Source organism: Reichenbachiella versicolor (assembly GCF_003171675.1).
In the GTDB taxonomy this organism is placed as follows: domain Bacteria; phylum Bacteroidota; class Bacteroidia; order Cytophagales; family Cyclobacteriaceae; genus Reichenbachiella; species Reichenbachiella versicolor.
Map to the genome: position 1 here is coordinate 125375 of NZ_QFZQ01000010.1, position 25486 is coordinate 150860.

Sequence of the window (25486 nt, forward strand, 5' to 3'; positions counted from 1 at the left end):
TTACTTATTTATCACCAATCAGATTTATCTACTTCTGCGTAAACTTTCTTGATTCCCTCTTTTAAAGAAATCTTAGCTTTCCAACCTAGTTGGTTGATTCTTTCACTACTCATTAATTTCCTAGGCGTCCCATCTGGCTTAGAGGCATCAAATTTTAACTGCCCATCAAATTCAATCACTTCTTTAACTGTTTCTGCTAATTCTCGAATTGTTAGGTCTTTTCCATACCCTACATTCACAGTCTGTTTATCAGAGTAATTTTTCATCAAAAAGAAACAAGCTTCAGCTAAATCATCAACATATAAAAACTCTCTTAATACCGTTCCAGTCCCCCATACCTCAACTTCTGGCTTATCTTCAACTTTAGCAACATGGAATTTTCTAATCAATGCTGGAAGAACGTGTGAATTCTTAAGATCATAATTGTCATTAGGCCCATAAAGATTGGTTGGCATAGCACTGATAAAATCGGAGCCATATTGATCTCGATATGTTTCACAAAGTTTAATACCAGCAATTTTAGCGATAGCGTATGGCTCATTTGTATATTCCAACGGTCCTGTCAAAAGACTATCCTCATGAATTGGCTGCTCCGCCAGCTTAGGATATATACACGAACTACCCAAGAATAACATCTTTTTCACTTCATGTACATAACAAGCGTGAATAACGTTCGATTCAATCATCAAATTATCATATAGAAATTGTGCCCTATAAGTATTGTTAGCAACAATGCCTCCGACCTTAGCAGCTGCCATAAAAACATAATCAGGTTTTTCGGCAGCAAAGAAATCATCTACGGCTTTCTGATTGGTCAAATCAAGCTCTGAGGAGCTTTTGAAAACAATATTAGTGAACCCTTTATTTTTTAGGCTTCTGACAATCGCAGAACCTACCATTCCTCGATGACCTGCAACGTATATCTTAGAATCTAAATCCATTTTATTCCGCTTGTTTTAAGATATTATGACCACCATCAAGCAAATACTTGTCCTTTTCAAAAATTTGTAGATCTGAATTCATCATTTCTCTAACAAGCCCCTTTAGATCATATTCTGGTTTCCACCCTAATTTTGTATTAGCCTTATTAGGGTCTCCTATTAAAAGATCAACCTCAGTAGGCCTAAAATATTTTGGATCAATCCGCACAACTTCCTGACCAATTTTGAAGGCAAATTCTTCATTAGAAGAGCTCTTTACAGTAGCTACTTCATCAATACCTTCACCTTTGAATTCTAGCTCAACCCCTACATGGGCAAATGCCATCTTTATAAAATCTCGAATAGTAGTAGTAACGCCGGTAGCTAAAACAAAGTCCTCAGGCTTATCTTGCTGAAGCATTAACCACATACCCTTCACGTAATCTTTTGCATGTCCCCAATCACGCTTAGAATTTAGATTACCCATGTATGTACACTCTTGAAGACCCAGGGCCATTTTAGCGACTGCTCTTGTGATTTTTCTAGTAACGAAAGTTTCTCCCCTCAATGGTGACTCGTGGTTAAACAGAATACCATTACACGCATACATATCATACGCCTCACGATAATTAACGGTAATCCAATATCCATACATTTTTGCAACTGCGTAAGGAGATCTTGGATAGAAAGGAGTGGTCTCCTTTTGAGGAACTTCCTGCACCAAACCATAGAGTTCAGACGTTGATGCTTGGTAAATTCTGGTTTTCTCAGTCAAACCTAAAAGACGAACTGCCTCCAGCAACCTCAAAGTACCAATTCCATCAACATTAGCTACATACTCAGGCGTATCGAAACTCACCCTTACATGAGACATTGCTCCAAGGTTGTATATTTCGTCAGGTTGAATCTCCTGAATCAGCCTTGTTAAATTCATTGAGTCTGTCAAATCTCCGTAATGGAGAAACAATTTTGTCCCATCCTTGTGTGGATCTTGGTAAAGGTGGTCAATTCTGTCAGTATTGAATAAGGATGATCTTCTTTTTATACCGTGTACTTCGTAGCCTTTCTCGAGTAACAATTCTGCTAGATACGCTCCATCCTGCCCAGTAATACCTGTTATTAATGCTTTTTTCAATTTTTATTAATTATGATCGATCAAAATACTGATTCGGACAAATAGAATGTACACGTTAACTGAATTTCAGAAAAATATATTTCCCGACTTCAATAAAGGCTCTTACAAACTTATAGCACATCAAATTCATCTTACTCCTCCCTCCATACTTATCAACAAGTCTCCACCAAACTAGAATACCTTTAAACCTACTTTTACTTATAGATCGTTTATGAAGTAAAAATGTGACAAGCGTCTCATCCAATAGACTCACTTTATTTTCTGTGTTAAGAAACTTCAAAAAAAAATCAATATCGATTTTAATTCGCAAATTAACATCATAACCACCAATTTCTATTGCTTTAGATTTAAGAAATGTTGTTCCCGAATGTTTGAACGGAACCCTAGGTCTTAAAAAAATTGCATTAATCATTTGCTGATTGGAGATATATTTTGGATAGTTAGAGACTCTTACACGTTGATTAAATACTTCTCGGTTATTTACATAAACCAAGTCTGACTTTTCTCTCGATAAGTGTAAATCTAGTCTTAAAAGAGTATTAACATCAAGTGTATCATCTGAATCCAGAATCACAATGTACTGACCATTCGCACTTAAAAGTCCATTTTGCCTAGCAACCGCCACTCCTTGATTCCGTTGATATACCGCTCTGAGTCTTTGTTCATGGGATTCTAGCTCTTTAATGTAATTAACCGTTTCCTGCTCTGATCCATCATCAACGATAAGTACTTCATAGTCTTCAAAATCTTGCGACAAGGAACTTTTCAATGATGCCTTAAGCAATTCCAACCTGTTGTAAGAAGCAAGCAAGATTGTAAACTTTGGGTTATTCATGCCTTAATGATTTTGTCTTTCAAAACTACTGCAATGTCTTTTGCAACAGCATTCGAATCATACTTCTTAGCTGTCAAAAAGGCATTCTCTGCCAATTTTATCTTTTGATCCTGTCCCAACTCTTCAAATTTTTCAATGCATGCCCTGAGTGATTCAACATCTTTAGGTTCACAGAAGTAGCCATTTACTCCTTCAATTAAATAATCTCTCAATCCTCCAATATTGGAACCTATTAGGGGTATCCCACAAGCCATAGCCTCTATTCCAACCAAGCCTAAGCTTTCGGACAATCTATAAGTAGGAAAAACAAATACATCCAAATTTTGGAAGAAAGATGGCATCTCATCTGGTGATAACGAGCCAATAAATTCGACTTGGGAAGCCAATCCCAATTCATCGATCAACGCAATACAATCTTGATCATGTTTGCCAGAACCGGCAATACTCAATTTATAAGACCCTTTATTGTGTACGTTAGCAAATGCTTTTAGTAAAACTTCCCAGCCCTTTCCAAAGTCAATTCTACCTGCATAGCCAATATGGGTCAATGATCTTTTTTCGCTCTCCTTTGGAAAGAACTTTGATCTATCAACTCCACCTGAAGGGTAAACGATGATATTTTTAGAATCAAACTTTGGGTACTTTTCCTGAATCACCTGCTTAAAATAGGTAGAGGGCACAACCACTAAAGAAGCAGAATTCAACACTCCTCTAGTAATTTCGATTAGAATGCTTGCTATCCATTTTTCAGGAAAGACATCACTTCCATGTGCGTTAAGAAACAAAGGCTTCCGAAGGAAAAATTTAAGCAAAACAAACGGAATCAGCGAGTGATTAATATAATGAAGGTATATAAAATCGTACTTACCCTGGACTACCTTGATGATAGTTTCGACATAAAATTTAAAATAGAAAACCAGTTTCAAAATTTTATGATCTGTATATGACAACACACACTTTTGATCAAAGTTTACATTATGTTCTTCGAGTTGCTCAACGAATCTTCTGACAAAAATGCCTCGATAAGGATAATTTTTGCTTGGGTAGATATTTGAAATCAGCAGTCCTTTAATCGATTTTTTTTTCTCCATCTTGTTTGTATGATATTAAAGAATTCGATAGACCAATAAACACCCCTAGCATACCAGAATACATAATGTGACCGCCAGTAAACGAGGCAAAAACAAGCAATAGATTGGTAGCAAAAACCACCGCCCCGTAATCAGCGTGTTTTCTATACCCTACATAAGATTTAATGGTCAGGTAAGCCCAGAAACCAAAGTTTATTAAAACTCCGATAAGGCCGTAGTAAAGTAAAAAATCGAAAAAATCTATCTCAACAGTATTTCTGAGTCCGTAGAAGGGAACGCTAAAGATTTCTGACAATCTACCCATCCCTATCCCAAACATCATCTCTAAAAATGAGAAAGTATTCATGTATAAATCGAGACCTATTTTCGCATATATATTTCTTCCTGACATTATAAACGTCAGTAAATCCTTATTACTATAGAAATGAATCAACCTATTAATTAAACCTGATTGTTCAATTCCAACCTTCACTAGAAAAAAAAGCATTGGACTGACCACCAAGAGTATTAGTCCATACTTAAATATAAATATGTTGTTAGATTTTTTACGAGAATGCAAAAAGTAGAGGTATAAAATCAAAATAACCGTTCCCAAAATAGCCACTTTGGTTGCTTTTACCATTGCTAATATCAATACCAAGAAGGAGACAAGTAGATAGGTCTTTTTCTTCTTAATGGAAAAGAAGAGTATAAAACCGCTTAGGATTAACTGAACGCCAGAAACTTCATTACCTGAAAAGAAGAAACCTACGGAACCTATCGTTCCGCCGTACTGTGCATAGCCGAAGCCTAGAACACCGAGCAACAGATTAATGATTAAGACAACAAAATTTGTTTTAATAATTGTCTTGACTTTTCCGATAAAATTATCCCCCTCACGCTCGACTAACTTTTTGAAGTACACATAACTTAATGGGATAAAAATGACCTTTGAAGCAAATACCATTTCTTCCTTGAGGTAGGACAAGTTAGAAGTTACAAAAAAGCCCATCATGCTATGCACAAATGCAAACACAATGGCTGCAAAAATGCAAAGTGCCTCTACTTTGCCAAGCTCAATAACTCTGAGAAATAGTAGTAAAAACAACAGGAGCTTAAAGATTTCCGCAGCACCTGTGGTCACACCTTTGTGAAGAAAAAAACCATTGGCGGCATCAACCAATAAAAACGCCAATAGCATTAGATAAATAAACTTATCCATCAGATCCGATATGACCTTGCTTCTCACTTGCCTAATTTCAACTTTAGTTTCCTGTAAGAATTTAGCAACCTGCCTCCAATAAGTCTTTTCAACAACTTGTACTTCAAATAATATAATGGATAAGTCAAAGCCATCTTAGCTTTTACGGGCCAACTGAAGTACTTTTTTGCAATTTCCCAGTGCTCTCTCAGTGATACATCTTTATTCATGACCGAAAAACCTATCATATCATATCGCACAACAAATTCGTCTACAAACTGATAATTGGTGTCCTGATTTTTGAGATGAAAATATCTTACTAACCACTCGTGATCACTTTTTATTCTCAATTGCTCATCATAGTTACCTATCTCTTGAAAAGCAGTATCATGATAGAGAATTGCTTGATGGCATATAGGCATCTTCTTGTTCAGCTCTTGTGGAACAAGCTCTTTTCCAAATTCCAATTCGATTCCACTTGTTTCATCTTCTAATACAGCCTTGCCATAGATAAAGTCCCATTGATGATTATTGGCCACCGAAATTAGTTTTTCCAAGCTTTGATCAGAGTAAAAGATATCTCCTGCATTTAGAAAAAGGAGGTAATCACCTGAAGAGAGGACAATACCCTTGTTCATAGCGTTATATATTCCACTATCTTTTTCAGAGATAAATTTTGATATTGAATCGGAATATTTACTTAATACTTCAAGTGTACCATCGTTAGACGCACCATCTACTACGATATACTCTAAATTTTGAAATGATTGGCTTAAGACACTTTGAATCGTTTTCTCAATTACGTCTGCACCATTGTAGACTACGGTGATTACTGATACTTTCAACATTTTCGCACGACTAAACAATACCCTAACGGAAACTTTTTCTTGGTTAAATCTCGTAGCTTGGAATAAAACGGCACATATTCGATTGCATTAGAAGTCATCATGAGCATCTTGGCTAAAAATTTACTTCTAAACAATGTCTTATTGATCAAATCAAGAAATATGTCATTTAATCCACCATACTCTACCAATTCTTCGACTTTTAAACCACTTGATTCGGTTAACCCGATCAAAGAAAACTTGGTATAGCGAAAAAAATCATGTGGTTCTTCGTGTAGCCAGTAGTAAAATGGAACGGAGATAATGACAACTCCTTGATCATTTAAAATTCTATTTAACTCTGCTAGCAAAGCCCTTGGCTCAAAAATGTGCTCTAAGACATCTGTCAAAATCACCGTATCAAAAGATGAAGACTCAAATGGCAAAGGCTGATTCAAATCTGCAAACGTATCTATATGAATGTTGTCATGCTTACTGCTCTCCCAATCTGTACAAACTATCGAATCTGCATTCTCCTTGTACATCGGAAAATATGGAACAGTGCCACAGCCACAGTCCAACAACTTCCCATTTGAATACTTTCTAATCAGTCTATCATAATCTCTCAGTTGTCTGCCAAGCATAATAACAGACCCTGGGTTAACATATTCTATGTTAGGCAAAGCCTTTCCTCTCCGGTATCTAACCTTGGTTTCAACCCATTTTTCGGTGTCTTTCATAATTTTAAAGAAGGTTTCTTTACGGCATAAACTTGTTTGCCTTTAAACTTCCAATTCACAAGATGCAACCCAAATACAATCAACATCGAAATTTGCGAGCGAACTTTTGTTTTCCTAAAAACTTCAAAGTAAATGGTCAGTGCCTTAAAAAACCTCTTCTGAAACAGAAATTGCCTAAAAAAACGCATTCTCTCAGTGAGCATATATGCAGACTTAAATCTTTCAAAAAACTCATCTGAATACATCATTACCAAATCTTCCTTCCAAATCTCTAATGAGGATTTTATTCCATTTAGCCTTTTTTGATAATTAGTCGTGATTCTATCTTGGCTTTGATCATTGTTGGGTAAAGATAAGCAGTCCTTCAGAGAGCTAATATAAATTCCCTTTTTGGCCAATCTAATCCATAAATCGTGATCAACTCCACTTCTTACTTGCTCATTGTATCCATTTATGGATTTGAGCATCTCGGTATGATAAAATTGCCCAGCAACTGGCGGGGCATAGCCCTTCGCAATAATTTCTTTCAACGTCCCATTTAGCTCCGAGGAAACATGCATTGTTCTACCTAAGTCGTCTTCGATGATCGTCCCACAGCAGAAACAATAGGTATCATCAAAGTCTGATACGAAGTTCATGAACTTTTTTAAATAATCCTCATCCCATGCATCATCGTCGTCGACAAAAGTATAATACTTGCCATTGGCATTATCAATAGCAGTGTTTCTTGAAGCAGACAACCCTTTATTAAATTCATGATGAAAGACCCTTATCCTTTCATCCAGGTCTGAAATCTCATCAAGTTCTTGTTTTGTACCATCCACAGAACAATCGTTAACAATGATCAATTCAAAGTTCTGATACGTTTGCTTCAATATGTTTTCTACTGCTGGTCTTATTAAAGACTCCCTGTTGAAAGTCGTAATACATACTGTGACTAGTTCCATCTTTATCGTTAATTAAGGACATTAAGTTGGTTGCTGGCTTGCAAAAAAATATCCCAAACCACCTGCAGAGTGCTATTGAAAATTTAGCGTAGACGAAAAATTAATCTATAAACCATTGCAGCAATGATTCTCATTCGATGAGCAGCAGCTTGAGGATATGATAGGTAAAATCTGAAATAGTTAATCAAATTGTAAGAATGAGAAACAATCGTATTCACAATCTTTGATCTATCATTAAGCAAAGTCATTCTATCGTCACCTACTTCGCTATAGGCCGTGGTTACATCTCTCAAATATGAAATCTTCATATTGTGTTTTAAAATGCATCTTCGAAACATCTCGCTATCCACTCCCTTTCTTACTTTCTCCGAAAATCCTCCCACTAAATCAAGGCACTTTTTGGGCATCATCACTGTTGAATTGTAAATGATTCCATTACCTCTTAAAATTTTTTTTTTGATATTATTTAGATCAAAATCACATACCTCTCTTATTCCATGGTCGCCAACAATTCTTACTCCAGTAAACAAAATAGAGTACTGATCACCATATGAAAGGAAAAAATCTACCTGCTTCCTTATTTTATGCTCGTCTACCCATTCATCATCATCGTCCATAAAGGCAACGTACTCACCACTTGACTCTTTAAGGGCTCTGTTTCTTGACCCTGCATTGCCCAAGTTCTGGTTGTTCCTATGGTATTTAATTCTGGAATCTTTACGCTGCAATTCTTGCATTGTATCTTCAGTGCTATCCGAAGAGCAATCGTCGACAACATTTATTTCAAGGTTTTTGTACGATTGACTTGTTACACTTTCAAGGCAATTAGTCAGTAAGTCGGAGCGATTATAGGTGGTAATATTAACACTAACTAACGGCTCATTCATACCCCTACCTTTTCAGCTTCTATAATAAGCTGGAACCCATCTTTCATCCATTCTTCGTCGGCATGTCGCTCAAGACCCTGAAAATCTGCTATTTCAGACTCCCCAAAACTGTATCTACTGAATTTTTTAAAGCCTGACATTTCAATATCTCTACTCAATGTTTCCTCATCATAAATAAATTGATGACCCCAAAGACGAAATATATCATTTATAAATTCCGCAGATGTAGCAACTTCTGGATTATGATTCCTCTTATGTCGAGCAATGGCACTCTCAATTTTCACTTTCTCATTTTGTCTCAAATACATGGTGGCCAATCTATCTAAGTCTGGAGTAGAAAGCCTTATGGCCCCATCTGATTTAAGAACTCTATACACTTCTTTTAGAAACTTTTTTCCATCCAAATGTCCGATGTGTTCAATGAATTGCTCTGCAAAAACATAATCTACTGATCCATCTGGAAAAGGTAACCTTTTTGTAGCGTCTAGATATATATCTCCATGAATGAGGTCTCCGTTGATCCAGTCGGTAAGAACGTGTTTTCCACCTCCGACTTGCAGCTTAATCTCCCCGCTTTTTTTCAAAGCCTTTCGTACGTGAAACCATCTAAAAATCCACCCCTTACGAACAAAATGTTTCATTTGCCGAAATTCAATTGGAGTCAATTTCTTTCGAATAGAACTTAGTATACTGAATAAAAACTTAGATAATTTCATAACGATTGAATTATATCATCAATAGGGATCATTTCTTTGCCGTCTTGTCTATTGCAAGCGTACGACCTATAGCTATGACCCTTTAAGGCCGCTAATCTAGCAAAACATAAGTTCTGATACTGACTAGGAAATATCTCAATTACTTTTTTTTCTTTTTTACCCCAAACTAAATTGCTCAATCCTGCCCCATGTGGTGCAATTACCTCCGAAGCTTGCTTTACTGCTCTCACCTGATCTACAAAGCTTAATTTTTCTAAATGCAATACTTTAAAACCAAGCCTCTCAAGGGATTTTTGAAATTTCGCTTCATTTTCCATGTTTCGAGATGGGGCCATTTCCCTAGAAATGTAGATTTTATGCCCATCAGTAGATTCAGTGTCTTCTAAATCAAAATACTGGTTTAATATCTCTATTTCAGAATTTGAAATGTAACCTGAAGTGTCTGGCTTCGAAATCAAGGTATAATCTGAGGTTTTTATTACACCTGAACATAGTATCACTTTATCCTCAAATTTATCTCCAAGAAGATATTTTAAAGACTCCATGTAAAATGCAGGTATCTGACTCTTTTGATCAATAACTATTTTAAGATAGCTACAGTTTTCAAGTGCGAACAAGATGGCTGGAAGTTCCTCAAAGACAAAATGATAGAATGGTTTAACGGGCAAACTTATTAGATTGTCTCCCTCCACAAACTTTGCATTTAAGGACAACATTATATGGGGGTTAGTATTGTACAGCAACCTCTTAACCGAACCAGAAAAACTTTCCGAAAAAATGTGCCCCTTATCATTCCAAATTAACCCCTTGCTTACCGAAAAAGTTACCTCCTTAAGTTCATAGTAATTACGACTTGGAAATTCCTTTTTACGAATGTATCCAATATCATTTCTTATTGCCTTGTCAATAAACGCTTGGTCATAGTCTTCGAGATGAGCCTCTGTTAAAACTTTAAAGGAAGCAACGTTGGTTTTTAGCCCAAGCAGATGATATGACTCTTGAATAGAATGAACTATATTCAAAACGATTCTTGAGGAATTCCGATATAAAAACACATCCAATAATCGATTTGCAAAATAGTAAATCGCCTTACCGTATTCTATCCAAAATTTTAGTCTAAAATTTGACCAGCTGCTTAAAATTCTCCTTGTCATAATGAAAAAACAATAACCCCAGAATACCCACTGATATGCACTCCTGTGCAATAATCATTGGAATACTATTCGTAACGTAAAATATACCGATGATATATGGCAATGAAGCCGTAAAAAGAAACAAAACTATCTTACCTCTGCTCATCAAAAGCTTTTTTAGATCATTTTTTGATTTACGCAGTACATAATAGATGTTAAAGTAAATAATGGAAGAATTGGTAATTGAAAAAAATACTATTGAATATTCATCACTCTCAAAAAAATACCATCCGATATAAATTGAAATAATGGATAGAATCATTTGCACAAAGCCAGAAAACAACTGCACATCTTGTCGCCCCACTAATCTATAAATGCTCTGAATCGGCTTAAACACAAAAACAGCAAACAAAAACGGTGACAATATCTGAGAAAATATTCCTGCTTTTCCCCATTCATCACCAAATGCAAAACTAAATAGCTCTTTGCCCCAAAATAAAACCGGAGAAAAAAACAAATAGCCGATGACCAAAAGTTTTGTAAACAAATCTATCGTGAACCGACTCATCTCCTCTTGGCCAGAAATAGAAGCCTTCTTGTAAAAGACTTCACCAATACTGGTAGAAAACAAGTCAACAAATTTCCTGAGCATCTGTTCTGAAAAAATAAAATATCCCAATATGGTTTTGCTGTAGAGACCTATTAGTAAAAAAACTGTAAACCTAGAAGTCAATGAAACTACCAGTCCCAAGGGAACTTCATATAATGGAAATCTCTTATATGCTTTAACAACATTCCATGTTTGGTTGAGATTAGGACTAAAGAAGCTTACAGATGACGGACAGCTTCTCATTATTGCTCGCTGAGACATTATTACATAAAGCGCCTTGTGCCAAATTTCCGATAATACCAAACCAAAATTCTTAAGTGAATCGACTAAGCCAAAACATAACCTCAATAACGAAGTGGAAATACCACTTGAAACATTTAATACTGCCATTTTATTATACTTCTCAAGGTTATTCAGCATAAGCTTGTTTGAATTAAACAACGCCATAAAAAAAAGCAACAGAGGCGCCAGTACAAAAAGATTAAAGTCGCTAACAGGAAAAATAATTCCGAATCCTTTCAACAAAACCCCTAATAGCAATGAAAAACCTACGAAAAGAAGACTTAAGTAAATTGAAGCATTATAGAGTGTATAACCTTCCGCTTGGTTCTTTGAAACGATGATTGCGTTCTCCAGCTTTCCTCCCGTCAATGGTTGAAACAGCGCTACGATTGTCATTAATAATCCAAAATCTCCATACTGCTCCGGTGAGTAGAGTCTGGTAATGATAGGGGTAAGTAATAGACCTATTATCTTAACACTGGAACTGGAAACAGCAATTTTTAAAGAATTAGCGAACAGTTTATCCAATGTCTCTACTCTGTTTATAGATCCAACGCTTAAGAGCTAGTTGAAATTCTTTCGTTACACTTATCTGAGCAAATAGAATTAGCTCATAATACCTTTTCGGCTTATTTCCCGAACAAAACATACTTAGAAATGAGCCATCCAACACCAACAAGTATTCCTAGAAACGTAAACAAAGCCGTGATTAATTTTTTGTTGGGCTGGCTTTTATCTTCTGGTATTCTTACCGGTTCAAGAACAGTAAATATTGGTGTCTCTTTCTTCACGTGAATCTTACTTTGTTCCAATTGAGACGCTAACCCCCTGTAAACTTCATATGCGATACTGTGATCATTGACTAGTCGTTCTAACTCTACAGTTGCAGATTGGCTCATTACACTGTTGTTCTTATCTCTATAAGCTGCTAATTTTTTTTGCCAGTAGGAAAAATTTTGTTTTGCTTCAAAATACCTTTGACTAATAAATTCATGATCTCGAATCGCTTTTTGGGTTTTATAACTCGTTAATTCTTGTGTAAGCTTATTTTTAATAACTACCAACAACTCAGCAGCTGCAATAGGATCTGGCATTTCCAGATTAATTTGAATAATTCCAGTCTCTTCATCAACTTCAATAAGTATTCTATCCTTGAACCCTTCAAGCTCACCAAACTCCTCCTTGGAATATCTTAAAATTTTTGTTTTTGACACTTGTTTTTCTTGCCCTTTTTTTGTGTAACCTCTAATTAATTTATGAGGTAATCCAATAGTGTAATTTTTCATAAGGGCAAGAACAGAAGGTCTATCAAGTTCTTTGAAATAGAATTTAGGTGAGACTATAGTATCTGCTTTTTCAAAATACACGTTTGTATTGTAAACAAAATCTAAAAAAGGAACACTATATATAATCTCTGGAAATATGGCTGGTGAAAGAGTTGAAGATTCTCCTATACCATCTAAACTTATACCAGCTAAACCTGCTAGCCCAGACAAACCACTAAACTTATTTCCAATTCCTTCTTGATTTTCAGGAAGCAATTTACATAGCGCCTCATATTCAGTTTTGAAGCAAAAACTGAGTACCAAACCAAAAACGAAAAATACTAACGCAATCTTGATTAAATTTACACGGTTTACCCATATATATTGAACTAGTTCAATTAAATCTACATCCTCTTCTCTACCCTCTGAAGTCTTCATATTTCGAATTATTGGTTAAGAATCTGACTAACTATCAATGCTATAGTTGCTATACTACTTCCTAAAGTCAACCACGCTTGAGGAGTCATAGGCTGTCTCTCAGGCTTTGTAGGAACAACAATTTCGGCTCCAGGCTCCACCTTAGGATAAAACTTAACTCCTAGAAAATTATGAGTCTGTGCAGCAGATCCGTTTGCATAAATCACATAAGACTTTGACTTCTTTGCCTTTTGATCAAAACCACCTGCACTAGCAACATAATGCTTCATTTTCTTACCTTTTATAAAATGAATATTACTCGGATATAATACTTCACCGCGAGCTCTTACAGTTTGAAATTCTCTAGGTATACTGAGAATATCTCCCTCTCTCAAAATAAGATCATGTTTCGAACCAGGGTTCTGAATAATCATTTCTAATTCAATTCCTATTGATTCTTGTTGCCTAAAAAGCTCTAATGTATCGCTATCATTTAACCCCTCTTTTTTAAACCTAAAAGAAAGATCCTTCCGCCTCATTGCAGCGGCTTCACTATCCTTTCCTTCAAAATACTCTGTTCTCCTAATTAAAGTAGCACCTTTAGCATATGCATATGAAGTCAACCCTCCTGCTCTTTCAAGAATTGAAGAAATACGCTCGTCTTTTTCTTCTAAACTATATAAGCCAGGAAATAATGCCTCTCCCTCTACCTTAATTAACTCTTGCTCCTGATAGTATGGATTGTCTCTAACCAAAACTCGATCAAAAGGCATAATTTCAAATTTCGAATCTTCATCCGATAAACTCAAATCAGAACTAATTTCAAATTTATAGATTTCAGCAGATTTGTTCTCATCTTTAATGGAATCATCTAAATTTCGTCTAGCTACTTCTACAAATGACTTTGCAGCAGATTCTTTGAATCCCCCTGCTAGAAAAATCAAATTCTCTACTGTCATGTTTTTCATATAGTCGAATTCACCCGGCGCTCTTACACTTCCATCTATTCGGATTTTGTAGGAATCTCTTAACCCATAAATGGATTCTATTTTAACTATGTCACGACTCTTAAGCAACATATCCTTATTACCCGCAATTACTTCTTGAGGTGAAAAAGATAAAGTTGATTTCATCAAATTATCTCCTTCCCTTATAATAACACCCCTTTTAACAAAAGCTTCTCCTCTCAAACCATCGGCTATCTCTATAAGGTCTGATAATTTCATCCCCTCCGTCAATTGAAAGAAACCAGGATTGAATACTGCCCCTTCTATTGAAACACTATTCCTAAACTCATCTGCAATCTTAGGTATCATGATTTCATCGCCATTCTTAAGCTCTAAACTACCATAACTTGACTCATTTATGGTCTTAGTTGTTATATAATTATCCTCATAACGCATCACTCCAATAGAACCTTGATAAGCATCTTTTCTAAAACCTCCTGAATACTCTAAAAGGTCTTCAAAAGTTTCTCCATTTATTAGTTCATAAAAAGCTTCGTTCTTAACTCTTCCTTCAAAACGTACCCTATTTAGATAGGGCTTGACAATAATAACATCTTGATCCCTCAGTGTTATATTTTCTCCCGTACCTCTAATAAAATACTCATATGCATCGAAAGTTGACACAAGTTCTCGATCCCTGAATACTTCTATTTTTCTTAGTGAACCTTCAATAGATGGTCCTCCCGCATCATATAGCGCATTAAATACAGTGCCAAAAGAATTTAATGGATAAGTCCCAGGTTTATTTACCCTCCCAATGACATGAACATTTATAGTCTTAATCTGAGTTATGCTAACATCCGCATACGAAGATTTGCCTATTGTACTGTGTATTTTCTTAAGTCTTGAAATGATTTTTTTCTTGGCATCTTCAATTGTTATTCCACTTACATGAATAGGTCCAAGTCTAGGAACTCTAACATTCCCATCAGTATATATCTCCAATTGGTAAGTCATCTCAGAAGCACCCCAAACTTCAACCGTTAAAAGATCTCCTGTACCAAGTACATAACCTACTGGAGTAGGAATATCTTCACCTGATCCAAACTTTAAGTCAGTCTGCGTAAAAAAGTCCATCCCAAAAACTTTTAACCCGCCTACTTTTTGGGATTCAGGGTTAACATCCTCTTTGACACGAGATTCCCTAACCATTAATTCCTTCTCTTGCTTAGACATTTGTGACTCGAATCCCCCTGTTTCAGAGCCATCATTTACTCTTACGCCACTTTTATAAGCTAGAATTCTACTCTTCAATTCACTGATTTGGTTTTCTGAGGCTCCCCTTGTCCTTGCTAAAGCCATCAATTGGTCTTCAGAATAACCACTAGATTCGATTTTCTGAACAAGCATACCTATTTGGTCATCACTAAGCTCGCTTACTTCCAAATCTGCAATATTATTTAAATCAATGCCTGCTGAACTAGCTTGCATCATTTGTTTCGAAGAAAATTGAGCTTGGGAAGAGAAAGAGTAAATCGCCATTACTAATGACGATAACATTAAAAGCTGCTTCATTTATTTAAATTTTGCCGCAAGTTAAGGATTAAAATTTGGTCTACTGAAAAAATACAATCTCTTTATAGACACTAATAATGTTCAAATAGTTGGAAATAGATTCAACTTATTTCTGCTGTAACTAAAAAGTGAGGGTTAAGTAAATCTTCCTTATTATATCTCACTTTTTCGTTTGATTCAAGTTGTAATACCGATCCTCCTGCAGCCTCTACAATAGCTTGCGCTGCGGCTGTATCCCACTCCATCGTTGGAGCAAACCTAGGATATAAATCTGCTGTTCCATCTGCAATAGCTAAAAGTTTCAAAGAACTCCCCATAATTACTATCTCAGGGTTATTTAGTTGATCTAGGAAAGATTTAGTTTTATCATTTAAATGGAATCTAGAAGCAACTACATTTAGGCCCTCTTGAGTCATCGATATATTGTTCACTAAGAGTTTTCTAAAAGAAGCTTTTTCATGAACAAAAGCCTCTCCATCTAATGCCCAATATAGCTTTTTTGCAACCGGAACTTGAACCACCCCCAATATTGGCATACCATCCTTAATCAGAGCAATATTTACTGTAAATTCTCCGTTCTTCTTAATAAACTCTTTGGTACCATCCAAAGGGTCAATCATCCAGAAGTAATCCCAGTCTTTTCTTTCCTCAAAAGGAATTTGCGCCCCTTCTTCGCTCAAAATAGGAAGCCCGGTATTTTTAAGTTCTGCTACAATTGTATCATGAGATGCCTTATCTGCCTTTGTTAAAGGAGAATGATCAGATTTAATCTCAATTGAAAAGTCTTCAGAATTATAAATCTCAAGTATCTTTTCAGCGGCCTTTTCAGCCGCGGTTTTAGCTACTTCTAATAATTTTTGAATATCCATAAAAAACAAAATCCCCTCAATATCACTCAGGGGATCCAAATTCAGTTTTTTTTCAAATCAACTATATGATCATTCCAGCAGCAACAGTCTCATTGGTTCCTTCATCAACAAGAATCAAACTACCTGTAATTCTATTCTTAGAATAGGAATCAGCCAATAAAGGTTTAGTAGTTCGCAATTGCATTCTACAAATATCATTGGCGTTTATATCCTTATCTTCCTCATCTCTATGAAGAGTATTGATATCTAGCTTATATTGAATACTCTTAATCATTGCCTTTACTTCGGTAGTTGTATGGCGAAGCATATATTTAGCTCTTGGCTTAGGTCCTTGTCCGTTCAACCAACATACCATTACCTCTACATCTTGAATTGGTTCAGGCTTATTGTTAGCTCTGACGAGCATATCACCTCTTCCAATATCAATTTCATCTTCAAGTTGAATAGTCACAGACATAGGAGCAAATGCTTCTTCTAACTCACCCGAATATGTATCTATTGACTTAATTTTTGAATTAAATCCTGAAGGCATCACTGTTACTTCATCACCAGGCTTGAATACACCAGAAGCAATTCTACCTGCATAACCTCGGTAATCATGGTATTTATCATTCTTAGGACGAATCACCGTCTGAACAGGAAACCTGCAATCAATGTGATTATGATCACTACCTATATGTATATTTTCCAAAGTATATAAAAGCGTAGAACCTTCATACCAAGGCATATTTTCACTCCTATTTACTACATTATCACCATTCAGAGCAGAGATAGGAATAAACCTAACGTCCTTTACATCTAATTTCGATGCAAACGCCTCATAGTCACTTTTAATTTTTTCAAATACTTGCTCATCATGATCAACAAGATCCATTTTATTCACACAAACAATGACATGAGGTATTTGAAGTAACGAAGCAATTATTGAATGTCTTTGTGTCTGCTCAATTACTCCTTTCCTAGCATCTACTAAAAGTAATGCACAATTCGCCGTTGAAGCTCCTGTTACCATATTTCTAGTATACTGAATATGACCAGGAGTATCCGCTATGATAAACTTTCTCTTTGGTGTAGCAAAATATCTATATGCTACATCAATTGTGATTCCTTGCTCTCTTTCATCTTTAAGACCGTCTGTTAGAAGTGCTAGATCAGTATGCTCAAGTCCTTTTCTTTCACTAGACTTAGCCACTTGATCTAGTTGATCTTCAAAAATTGATTTCGAATCGTATAACAGTCTACCTATAAGAGTACTCTTTCCATCATCCACACTTCCAGCGGTAGTGAATCGAAGAAGCTCCATGTTTAAGTAGCCCTTATTATCGTGTTTCTCGATTTCTTTACTCATCTTCTTATATGTCCTAAATCAAATTCTAAAAATATCCCTGCTTCTTTCTGTCCTCCATTGAGGTTTCGGATCTCTTATCATCTTCTCTGTTTCCTCTTTCTGTTTGGCGTGCAGAAGCGACTTCATCAACGATCTTCTCTAGTGTGTCAGCATCAGATTCATCACCTCCTGTGATAGTAATATCACCAAGTGTTCTAAATCTGATTTTCTTAGTCACTATTTCTTCTTTTTCACTAATAGTAATAAATTCAGAAACTGGTAACCATGTTCCGTTTCTTCTAATCACTTCTCTTTCATGAGCAAAATACAATGAGGGAAGTTGGATGTCTTCGGCAAGAATGTACTGCCAAACATCCATTTCAGTCCAGTTGCTTAATGGAAAGACTCTAAAATTTTCTCCCTGATGGCATCTACCATTGAAGATATTCCAAAGCTCTGGTCGTTGGTTTTTTGGATCCCACTGACCAAATTCATCTCTATGAGAGAAAAACCTCTCTTTAGCTCTTGCCTTTTCCTCATCTCTTCGAGCTCCTCCTATACATGCGTCATATCCATGCTCCTCAATCGTATCCAAAAGAGTTACTGTCTGAATGGCATTTCTAGAAGCATTCTTACCTTTTTCTTCTACAGCAGCTCCTTCATCAATAGATTTCTGTACAGAACCAACTACAAGCTTCACACCAAGTTCTTCCACATATTCGTTTCTAAACTTCATAGTCTCAGGAAAATTGTGTCCTGTATCTACATGTACGAATGGAAAAGGAATTTTTGCTGGAAAAAAAGCTTTTCTGGCTAAGTGAGCTACACAGATTGAATCTTTCCCTCCCGAAAACAGAATAGCTGGATTTTCAAACTGCGCAAAAACCTCTCTTAGGACATAGATCGCTTCCGCTTCAAGCTCCTTAATATGCGTAAGATTGTAATTACTCATTTATACTTATTTTTTCTTTAACTACTTTATATATGGCTTCAAGTGCTTTCTCTATAGTCACTTTATGACTTTCTACAATTACATCTGCAGAAACAGGCTCCTCAAATGGGGAATCGATACCTGTAAAACTCTTTATTTCTCCTCTGCGAGCCTTAGCATATAGCCCTTTAACATCTCTCTTCTCACACTCCTCAATAGGACATTTAACAAATACTTCAACAAAGTTTTCGGTTCCTACAATAGCCCTTATTCTTTGTCTATCCTTCTCAAAAGGAGTAATAAAAGCCGAAATAACTATGGTTCCTGAATCCATAAAAAGCTTGGCTACTTCTGTAATTCGTCTAATATTTTCTTTTCTATCTTCATCCGAAAAACCTAAATCTCTATTTAAGCCACTCCTAACATTATCTCCATCCAGCAAATAAGTATTAAGTCCTTCTTTAAACAACTTCTCTTCTAGAGCATTAGCAAGAGTTGACTTACCTGAACCAGATAACCCGACTAGCCAAACCAATATAGGCTCATATCCACGCTTTTTTACTCGATCCGCTCGGGTTATTGTATGACGATGTGGAACGATATTCTTAGTCATAGTTAGTTTTCTATCCGAATTGATCAGTAATGAAAAAGACTTATCAACCAAATCATTTTTAGAGGCGCAAAGTTACGCTTATTTTTTTCTCCTTTACAAATTGCTTGAAGAGTTACAGACTTCCATCAACAATATCTCTCGGTAAGGTTCCTTTTACATCAAAAACAACTCCTGTATTTGATAATTCTGACCAATTGACATTTCTAAACTCACCATGTGCCACTGCAAGAATTCTTGCTGCATATTTTCCTGAAGGAACATCTATTAAATCAATGTCATATTCTTTCTTTACTTCTTCCATATCAGCCAATGGGTCATATACCTCTACACTGATATTATATTTCCGCAACTCGGTTATAATGTCAACAACCCTAGTGTTTCTCACATCCGGACAATTTTCCTTAAAAGTAATTCCGTAAATCAGCGCCTTTGCATTTACTACTTCAATTCCCTTTTGACACATTAAACGTACAACTTCTTGTGCTACATGCTTGCCCATGTTGTCATTGATACGACGACCCGCAAGAATCACCTCTGGCTTGTAGCCAAGACTTTCAGCTTTATGCGTTAAATAATATGGATCTACTCCAATACAATGTCCTCCGACTAACCCAGGCTTAAACGGCAGAAAATTCCATTTAGTCCCTGCAGCAGCCAAGACCTCATGTGTGTCAATACCTATTTTATTAAAAATAAGAGACAGCTCATTGACAAATGCAATATTCAAATCTCGTTGAGAATTTTCAATAACCTTAGCTGCTTCTGCAACTTTTATGGATGATGCCAAATGAGTACCTGCTTTGATCACCGAGTTATAGAAATCATCAATTTCACAGGCAATTTTATCAGTACTACCACTAGTCACTTTAGTGATATCCTTGACCCCTCTATCTTTATCTCCTGGATTAATCCTCTCAGGAGAATAACCACAAAAAAAACCCTTATTAAATTTAAGTTGAGACTGTTTCTCTAGAATCGGCACACAAATCTCTTCGGTACAACCTGGAAAAACAGTCGACTCATAAACTACAATATCCCCTTGAGAAATGTATTTACCAACAAGTTCAGAAGCCTTTTTAATCAAAGTCAAATCTGGATTTTTATTATCGTCTATTGGGGTAGGAACCGTAACAATATAAAAGTTAGCAGATTTAAGTTCTTCTGGATTAGTTGTTATTTTTAGGTTTTTTGCTGCTTTCAGGCCTTCATCTGACACCTCATCTGTACGATCATGTCCTTGATTCAACTCATCCACCCTAGTTTGATTGATATCGAAGCCAGTGACTAAATACTTCTCTGCTATTGCCACCGCTAATGGTAACCCTACGTATCCTAAACCAATAATGGCTACGTTGTAATCCTTCATCTATTACTTGACTTTATTCTGAAAATACTCAAGGGTCGGCTTCAAACCTTCATTTCTTGAATATTTAGGTTCCCACCCTAAAACCTCTTTAGCTTTAGTGATATTTGGCTGACGTTGCATAGGGTCATCTTTAGGGAGAGGCTTGTAAATAATCTTTGATTGACTACCTGTTAATTTGATAATTTCTTCTGCAAACTGATTAATAGTGATCTCGTCAGGATTTCCAATATTAACTGGATCTACACAATCACTCATTAACAATCTATAAATACCTTCAATCAAATCATCTACATAACAAAATGAACGAGTCTGAGAACCGTCACCGAAAGCAGTCAAGTCTTCTCCTCTCAAAGCTTGTCCAATAAATGCTGGCAACACTCTTCCATCATCAAGTCTCATTCTTGGGCCAAACGTATTGAAAATTCTTACGATTCTAGTTTCCAAGCCGTGATAAGTATGATAAGCCATTGTCATTGCTTCTTGAAATCTTTTTGCTTCATCATATACTCCACGTGGACCAACTGGATTTACATTACCCCAATACTCTTCTGTTTGAGGGTGAACCAACGGATCCCCATAAACTTCTGATGTTGAAGCGATTAACATTCTCGCACCTTTAGCCTTAGCTAACCCAAGTAAATTATGTGTTCCTAAAGAGCCCACTTTCAGAGTCTGTATAGGAATTTTTAAATAGTCAATCGGACTGGCAGGAGAAGCAAAATGAAGGATATAATCTAAATCACCAGAAACATGTACAAACTTAGATACATCATGATGATAAAATTCAAAATCTTCTCTATGAAAGAGGTGCTCTATATTTTCTAATGAGCCTGTAATGAGATTATCCATTGCGATCACATGACACCTTTCTGCCAAGAATCTATCACATAAATGAGATCCAAGAAAACCTGCGCCACCTGTAATTAATACTCTCTTTTTAGTCATTGTATTTGAAATTAAAGTCTTTGTCTAAGAATGGTTTATATAATTTATCCTTATCAGAAAGGATTATTTCAGAATCATCTAATTCCCATTTAATTCCAATCTCAGGATCATTATACATAACACCTCCTTCAGATTCTGGGTAGTAAAAATTATCTATTGCATAAAATATCTCTGCCTTATCAGAAAGCACTAAAAAACCGTGCGCAAAACCTCTAGGAATAAAAAGCTGATTTTTATCACCCTCTGTTAAAACCTCAGAATAGTGCTTACCAAACGAAGGTGAACCAGCTCGACAGTCAATAACAACATCTTGAATGATCCCTTGAGTTACAGCAATAAGTTTATTCTGAGACCTTGGATCATTCTGAAAATGCATACCTCGCAATACTCCCTTAGATGATTTTGAACTATTAAATTGTACTGGTTTAAAATCTACCCCTAGCTCAGATTTAAATCGATCCGTATTTAGCCATTCAAAAAAATACCCTCTTGAATCTTTAAAGAGTCTTGGCTGAATTGCGTAGGCTCCTACTAGTTCTAACTCTTTAACTTTCATTGTTCGTATCTCTTTAAACTGTCCATCAAATATTCTCCGTAACCACTTTTTATCAATGGTTTAGCTAGTTCCTCCAATTGCTCGGAATTGATAAAACCCATTTTAAATGCGATCTCTTCAATACAACCTATTTTTAATCCTTGCCTCTCCTCAATAACCTGCACAAACTGTCCCGCTTGCATCAATGATGCAAACGTACCTGTATCTAACCATGCTGTTCCTCTATCAAGAATCTCGACACTCAACTTTCCCTCCTCCAAATAGGCATTATTGACTGAAGTAATTTCTAACTCCCCTCTTTCACTTGGCTGTACATTTTCACTTATTTCGACAACATTATTATCATAAAAGTATAAACCAGGAACAGCATAATTTGACTTAGGAGTCTTTGGTTTTTCTTCAATAGAAACAGCTTTTCTTTCATTATCAAACTCAACAACTCCATACCTCTCTGGATCATTTACATGATAAGCAAATACAAGCCCTCCATCAACATTTGCTGCTAGTTGAAGTTTATCAGAAAGACCAGAAGCATAGAAAATATTATCTCCTAACACCAAAGCAACCTTATCTTTCCCAATAAACTGCTTCCCAATTAAGAAAGCTTGAGCCAACCCTTCAGGCTTTTCTTGAACGGCATATTGGAACTCGCATCCCAATTCTTTACCATCTCCAAGTAAACTTTGGAAAAGAGGTAAATCTCTAGGTGTGGAAATGATTAAAATTTCTCGTATACCTGCTAACATCAGTGTCGATAGCGGGTAATAAATCATTGGCTTGTCATAAACAGGAAGAATTTGTTTACTAACTGCCATTGTTAAAGGATGAAGTCTAGTTCCAGACCCACCAGCAAGGATGATTCCCTTCATTGTTTTTTGGTTTTATGGTTGGTAATATTCTAGGTACCAGTCAATAAAATTATTTATACCTTCTTCAATAATAGTCGTTGGTCTATAATCAATTTGTTCTACCAATTCCTCCAATGAAGGTTTGGATGCTGCCACGTCTCCTGGCTGCATAGGCAAATAATTTATGGTGGCCTTTTTATCAAGTTTCTTTTCTATGAGTTCTACATAGTAGTTAAGGTCAACAACGTCATCATTCCCAATATTAAATATTCGGAACGGAGCGAAGCTTTTATCTGGGCGTCGATCAAGACCATCCCAGTCTTTTGACTTCTGCGGAACCTTTGTTATTAGTCTAAAGATACTCTCACAAATGTCATCTACATACGTAAATGATCTTTGCATTTTGCCATAATTATAAACGTCCATTGACTCCCCCTCAATTATCGCCTTTGTGAATTTAAAAAGAGCCATATCAGGACGTCCATAAGGACCATAGACTGAAAAAAACCTCAACCCTGTAACAGGTAAATCAAACAACGCGCTGTAAGAATGTGCCATTAACTCATTGGAACGCTTAGATGCAGCATACAATGAAATAGGATGATCTGTAGAGTTAGATGGTTCGAAAGGTAAATCTTTATTAGCTCCATAAACCGAGGAAGATGAAGCATAAAGAAAATGCTTAACCTTTGCATTCTTAGCTATTTCTATCAAATGGACGAAGCCAGCTATATTTGAATGTACATAGTCCTCAGGGTGCTCAATTGAATGTCTTACTCCAGCCTGAGCTGCAAGATTGACAACAGCATCAATACTATGTTTTTCAAAAATCGATTTTAATTGAACATCATTAAGGTCAATCTTATAAAATGAATAACCTTCTAAATCACCTAAGATTTTAAGCCTTGCTTCTTTAAGGTCAACATCATAATAATCATTTACATTATCTATTCCTATGACGTTAAACCCCTCTTTGGCCAGTTTTTGCGAAAGATGGAATCCTATAAAGCCAGCTACACCAGTGACTAAGACATTCTGAATTTGATGAGGCATAAGGTTTGCTAAAAGGTTTTTGCAATGCTAATTGGATTGTAGCAGTATTCAAAGAGAATAATTATTGCAATGTGATTAAAGGCTTTGTTCTAAATTTGCCAATGAATATGAGTATTCCAAAAGAAGTCAAAACTTTATTGGGTAAAGAGGTGATTCTCGAATGGCGTCACAAGTATGCCATAAATGGTGTCCTATTGTACACTATTTCGACAATTTTCATATGCTATTTAACATTCAACGTTCAGCGCGGTGGCCTTAACCCATTTGCATGGAATGCCTTGTTTTGGATTATTATGCTATTCTCTGCCGTAAGTGCTATTTCTAAGAGTTTTATTCAAGAGAGTTCTTCTCGCCAACTTTATTATTTCAATTTGGTCAAACCAATAAGCATCATAATATCGAAAATAATCTACAACACAATTTTTCTTGTTCTTCTTTCACTAATTGCGTACTCCATATTCAGCCTTATACTTGACAACCCTGTTCAAGATCAACTGATTTTTCTTACTTCTGTTTTATTAGGAACCATTGGTTTTTCTATTTCATTGACACTAATGTCTGGAATCGCTTCTAAGACTCAAAACAATGGCATGTTGATGGCTATTCTTTCATTTCCTGTAGTAATCCCTTTAGTAATGATGATTATTAAAATCACAAAAAATGCAATTGATGGATTAGACAGAGGAGAAAGTATCGATGAAATCCTAACTTTGTTCGCTATTGACATAATCATCGGCGCTCTGGCGTTGATGTTGTTTCCTTATCTCTGGAGAAGTTGAATATGCATCTATTGAAAAGCCACTGGTGGAAAATTCTAGCCATATCGATTTTAGTTTATACTCTCGTTGGAGGGTTATTAATGGACGTACCTAGATTAAACATCCTCAATGAAACTATAAGAAATCAATACTTTCATGTATGCATGTGGTTTGGGATGATTCTATTATTTATAGGATCACTAGTAAATGCTATAAAATACCTATCATCAAATTCTTTAAAACATGACATTCGTTCGGAAGCCTATGCAAGCATTGGAATTTTATTCGGGATTTTAGGAATTGTAACTGGAATGCTTTGGGCTAGATATACATGGGGAGATTACTGGAGTGGAGATCCTAAACAAAACGGTGCTGCTATTTCTATCCTTATTTATGCAGCCTATTTCGTATTAAGAAGCTCTTTTGAAGACGAAATTCAGCGGGCTAGAATCTCAAGTGTATATAACATTTTTGCGTTTTTTGCTATGATCCCATTATTATTTATACTTCCTAGAATGACTGACTCACTTCATCCAGGAAGCGGAGGAAACCCGGGGTTCAATTTTTATGACTTAGATAGCAAACTGAGAATGGTGTTTTACCCTGCTGTAATTGGTTGGACGCTATATGGTGTTTGGATCGCTTCTATTAAAATTCGTTTTGAGGAATACAAATTAAGAAAAGAGAATAAATGATGTTCGACTCAACATATGTTG

The 25486-nt window shown here is 36.0% G+C and carries 25 protein-coding genes; 2 read left to right on the forward strand and 23 right to left on the reverse strand.

Annotated elements, in window-relative coordinates:
• Positions 1-11 precede the first annotated feature (11 nt).
• The 23 genes from fcl to DKG80_RS18380 form a co-directional block, all read right to left on the reverse strand.
• Positions 12-941 carry a GDP-L-fucose synthase gene (gene fcl / locus DKG80_RS18270; RefSeq protein ID WP_109832819.1) on the reverse strand — a complete coding sequence of 310 codons (930 nt, stop codon included), beginning with the start codon at positions 939-941 and terminating at the stop codon, positions 12-14.
• 1 nt (position 942) lies between these two features.
• Positions 943-2055, reverse strand: a complete 1113-nt coding sequence (gene gmd / locus DKG80_RS18275; protein ID WP_109832820.1) for a GDP-mannose 4,6-dehydratase — start codon at positions 2053-2055, stop codon at positions 943-945.
• Positions 2056-2110: 55 nt separating this feature from the next.
• Positions 2111-2890, reverse strand: a complete 780-nt coding sequence (locus DKG80_RS18280) for a glycosyltransferase family 2 protein (protein ID WP_109832821.1) — start codon at positions 2888-2890, stop codon at positions 2111-2113.
• Positions 2887-3981, reverse strand: a complete 1095-nt coding sequence (locus DKG80_RS18285; protein ID WP_109832822.1) for a glycosyltransferase family 4 protein — start codon at positions 3979-3981, stop codon at positions 2887-2889. The genes DKG80_RS18280 and DKG80_RS18285 overlap by 4 nt, the downstream gene beginning before the upstream one ends.
• Positions 3959-5155, reverse strand: a complete 1197-nt coding sequence (locus tag DKG80_RS18290) for an O-antigen ligase family protein (protein WP_162555975.1) — start codon at positions 5153-5155, stop codon at positions 3959-3961. Before DKG80_RS18290 ends, DKG80_RS18285 begins: the two co-directional genes overlap by 23 nt.
• Positions 5156-5205: 50 nt before the next feature.
• Positions 5206-6009, reverse strand: a complete 804-nt coding sequence (locus DKG80_RS18295; protein WP_109832824.1) for a glycosyltransferase family 2 protein — start codon at positions 6007-6009, stop codon at positions 5206-5208.
• Positions 6003-6725 carry a class I SAM-dependent methyltransferase gene (locus tag DKG80_RS18300; protein WP_109832825.1) on the reverse strand — a complete coding sequence of 241 codons (723 nt, stop codon included), beginning with the start codon at positions 6723-6725 and terminating at the stop codon, positions 6003-6005. Before DKG80_RS18300 ends, DKG80_RS18295 begins: the two co-directional genes overlap by 7 nt.
• Entirely contained in the window at positions 6722-7672 is a 951-nt protein-coding gene (locus tag DKG80_RS18305) for a glycosyltransferase family 2 protein (RefSeq protein ID WP_109832826.1), read from the reverse strand. Before DKG80_RS18305 ends, DKG80_RS18300 begins: the two co-directional genes overlap by 4 nt.
• Positions 7673-7755: 83 nt before the next feature.
• Entirely contained in the window at positions 7756-8559 is an 804-nt protein-coding gene (locus DKG80_RS18310) for a glycosyltransferase family 2 protein (protein WP_109832827.1), read from the reverse strand.
• Entirely contained in the window at positions 8556-9275 is a 720-nt protein-coding gene (locus DKG80_RS18315; protein WP_109832828.1) for a class I SAM-dependent methyltransferase, read from the reverse strand. Before DKG80_RS18315 ends, DKG80_RS18310 begins: the two co-directional genes overlap by 4 nt.
• Positions 9272-10429, reverse strand: a complete 1158-nt coding sequence (locus tag DKG80_RS18320) for a glycosyltransferase family 61 protein (RefSeq protein ID WP_109832829.1) — start codon at positions 10427-10429, stop codon at positions 9272-9274. The genes DKG80_RS18315 and DKG80_RS18320 overlap by 4 nt, the downstream gene beginning before the upstream one ends.
• Entirely contained in the window at positions 10392-11828 is a 1437-nt protein-coding gene (locus DKG80_RS18325; protein ID WP_162555976.1) for a lipopolysaccharide biosynthesis protein, read from the reverse strand. The genes DKG80_RS18320 and DKG80_RS18325 overlap by 38 nt, the downstream gene beginning before the upstream one ends.
• Positions 11829-11929: 101 nt before the next feature.
• Positions 11930-13003 (reverse strand): Wzz/FepE/Etk N-terminal domain-containing protein, encoded by a 1074-nt coding sequence (locus DKG80_RS18330; protein WP_109832831.1) that lies wholly within the window; start codon positions 13001-13003, stop codon positions 11930-11932.
• Positions 13004-13011: 8 nt separating this feature from the next.
• A complete protein-coding gene (locus DKG80_RS18335) occupies positions 13012-15504 on the reverse strand; it encodes an SLBB domain-containing protein (protein WP_109832832.1) in 2493 nt (830 codons plus the stop codon).
• A gap of 101 nt (positions 15505-15605) precedes the next feature.
• Positions 15606-16412, reverse strand: a complete 807-nt coding sequence (gene cysQ / locus DKG80_RS18340) for a 3'(2'),5'-bisphosphate nucleotidase CysQ (protein ID WP_317048738.1) — start codon at positions 16410-16412, stop codon at positions 15606-15608.
• A gap of 22 nt (positions 16413-16434) precedes the next feature.
• On the reverse strand, positions 16435-17721 hold the full coding sequence (gene cysN / locus DKG80_RS18345) for a sulfate adenylyltransferase subunit CysN (RefSeq protein ID WP_109832834.1): 1287 nt from the start codon (positions 17719-17721) through the stop codon (positions 16435-16437).
• A gap of 25 nt (positions 17722-17746) precedes the next feature.
• Entirely contained in the window at positions 17747-18652 is a 906-nt protein-coding gene (cysD, locus tag DKG80_RS18350) for a sulfate adenylyltransferase subunit CysD (protein ID WP_109832835.1), read from the reverse strand.
• Entirely contained in the window at positions 18645-19244 is a 600-nt protein-coding gene (gene cysC / locus DKG80_RS18355; protein ID WP_109832874.1) for an adenylyl-sulfate kinase, read from the reverse strand. The genes cysD and cysC overlap by 8 nt, the downstream gene beginning before the upstream one ends.
• 112 nt (positions 19245-19356) lie before the next feature.
• A complete protein-coding gene (locus tag DKG80_RS18360; RefSeq protein ID WP_109832836.1) occupies positions 19357-20610 on the reverse strand; it encodes a nucleotide sugar dehydrogenase in 1254 nt (417 codons plus the stop codon).
• A 3-nt stretch (positions 20611-20613) separates the two neighbouring features.
• Positions 20614-21555 carry a UDP-glucuronic acid decarboxylase family protein gene (locus DKG80_RS18365; protein WP_109832837.1) on the reverse strand — a complete coding sequence of 314 codons (942 nt, stop codon included), beginning with the start codon at positions 21553-21555 and terminating at the stop codon, positions 20614-20616.
• Entirely contained in the window at positions 21548-22111 is a 564-nt protein-coding gene (rfbC, locus tag DKG80_RS18370; RefSeq protein WP_109832838.1) for a dTDP-4-dehydrorhamnose 3,5-epimerase, read from the reverse strand. The genes DKG80_RS18365 and rfbC overlap by 8 nt, the downstream gene beginning before the upstream one ends.
• Complete coding sequence (gene rfbA / locus DKG80_RS18375) at positions 22108-22980, reverse strand: glucose-1-phosphate thymidylyltransferase RfbA (RefSeq protein WP_109832839.1); 873 nt, start codon at positions 22978-22980, stop codon at positions 22108-22110. Before rfbA ends, rfbC begins: the two co-directional genes overlap by 4 nt.
• 12 nt (positions 22981-22992) lie before the next feature.
• Positions 22993-24012 carry an NAD-dependent epimerase/dehydratase family protein gene (locus DKG80_RS18380; RefSeq protein ID WP_109832840.1) on the reverse strand — a complete coding sequence of 340 codons (1020 nt, stop codon included), beginning with the start codon at positions 24010-24012 and terminating at the stop codon, positions 22993-22995.
• A 107-nt stretch (positions 24013-24119) separates the two neighbouring features.
• On the opposite strand from DKG80_RS18380, the gene DKG80_RS18385 reads away from it, so the two are divergent.
• Positions 24120-24791 (forward strand): heme exporter protein CcmB, encoded by a 672-nt coding sequence (locus DKG80_RS18385; RefSeq protein WP_109832875.1) that lies wholly within the window; start codon positions 24120-24122, stop codon positions 24789-24791.
• 11 nt (positions 24792-24802) lie between these two features.
• Entirely contained in the window at positions 24803-25465 is a 663-nt protein-coding gene (gene ccsA, locus DKG80_RS18390; RefSeq protein WP_109832876.1) for a cytochrome c biogenesis protein CcsA, read from the forward strand.
• Positions 25466-25486 lie beyond the last annotated feature (21 nt).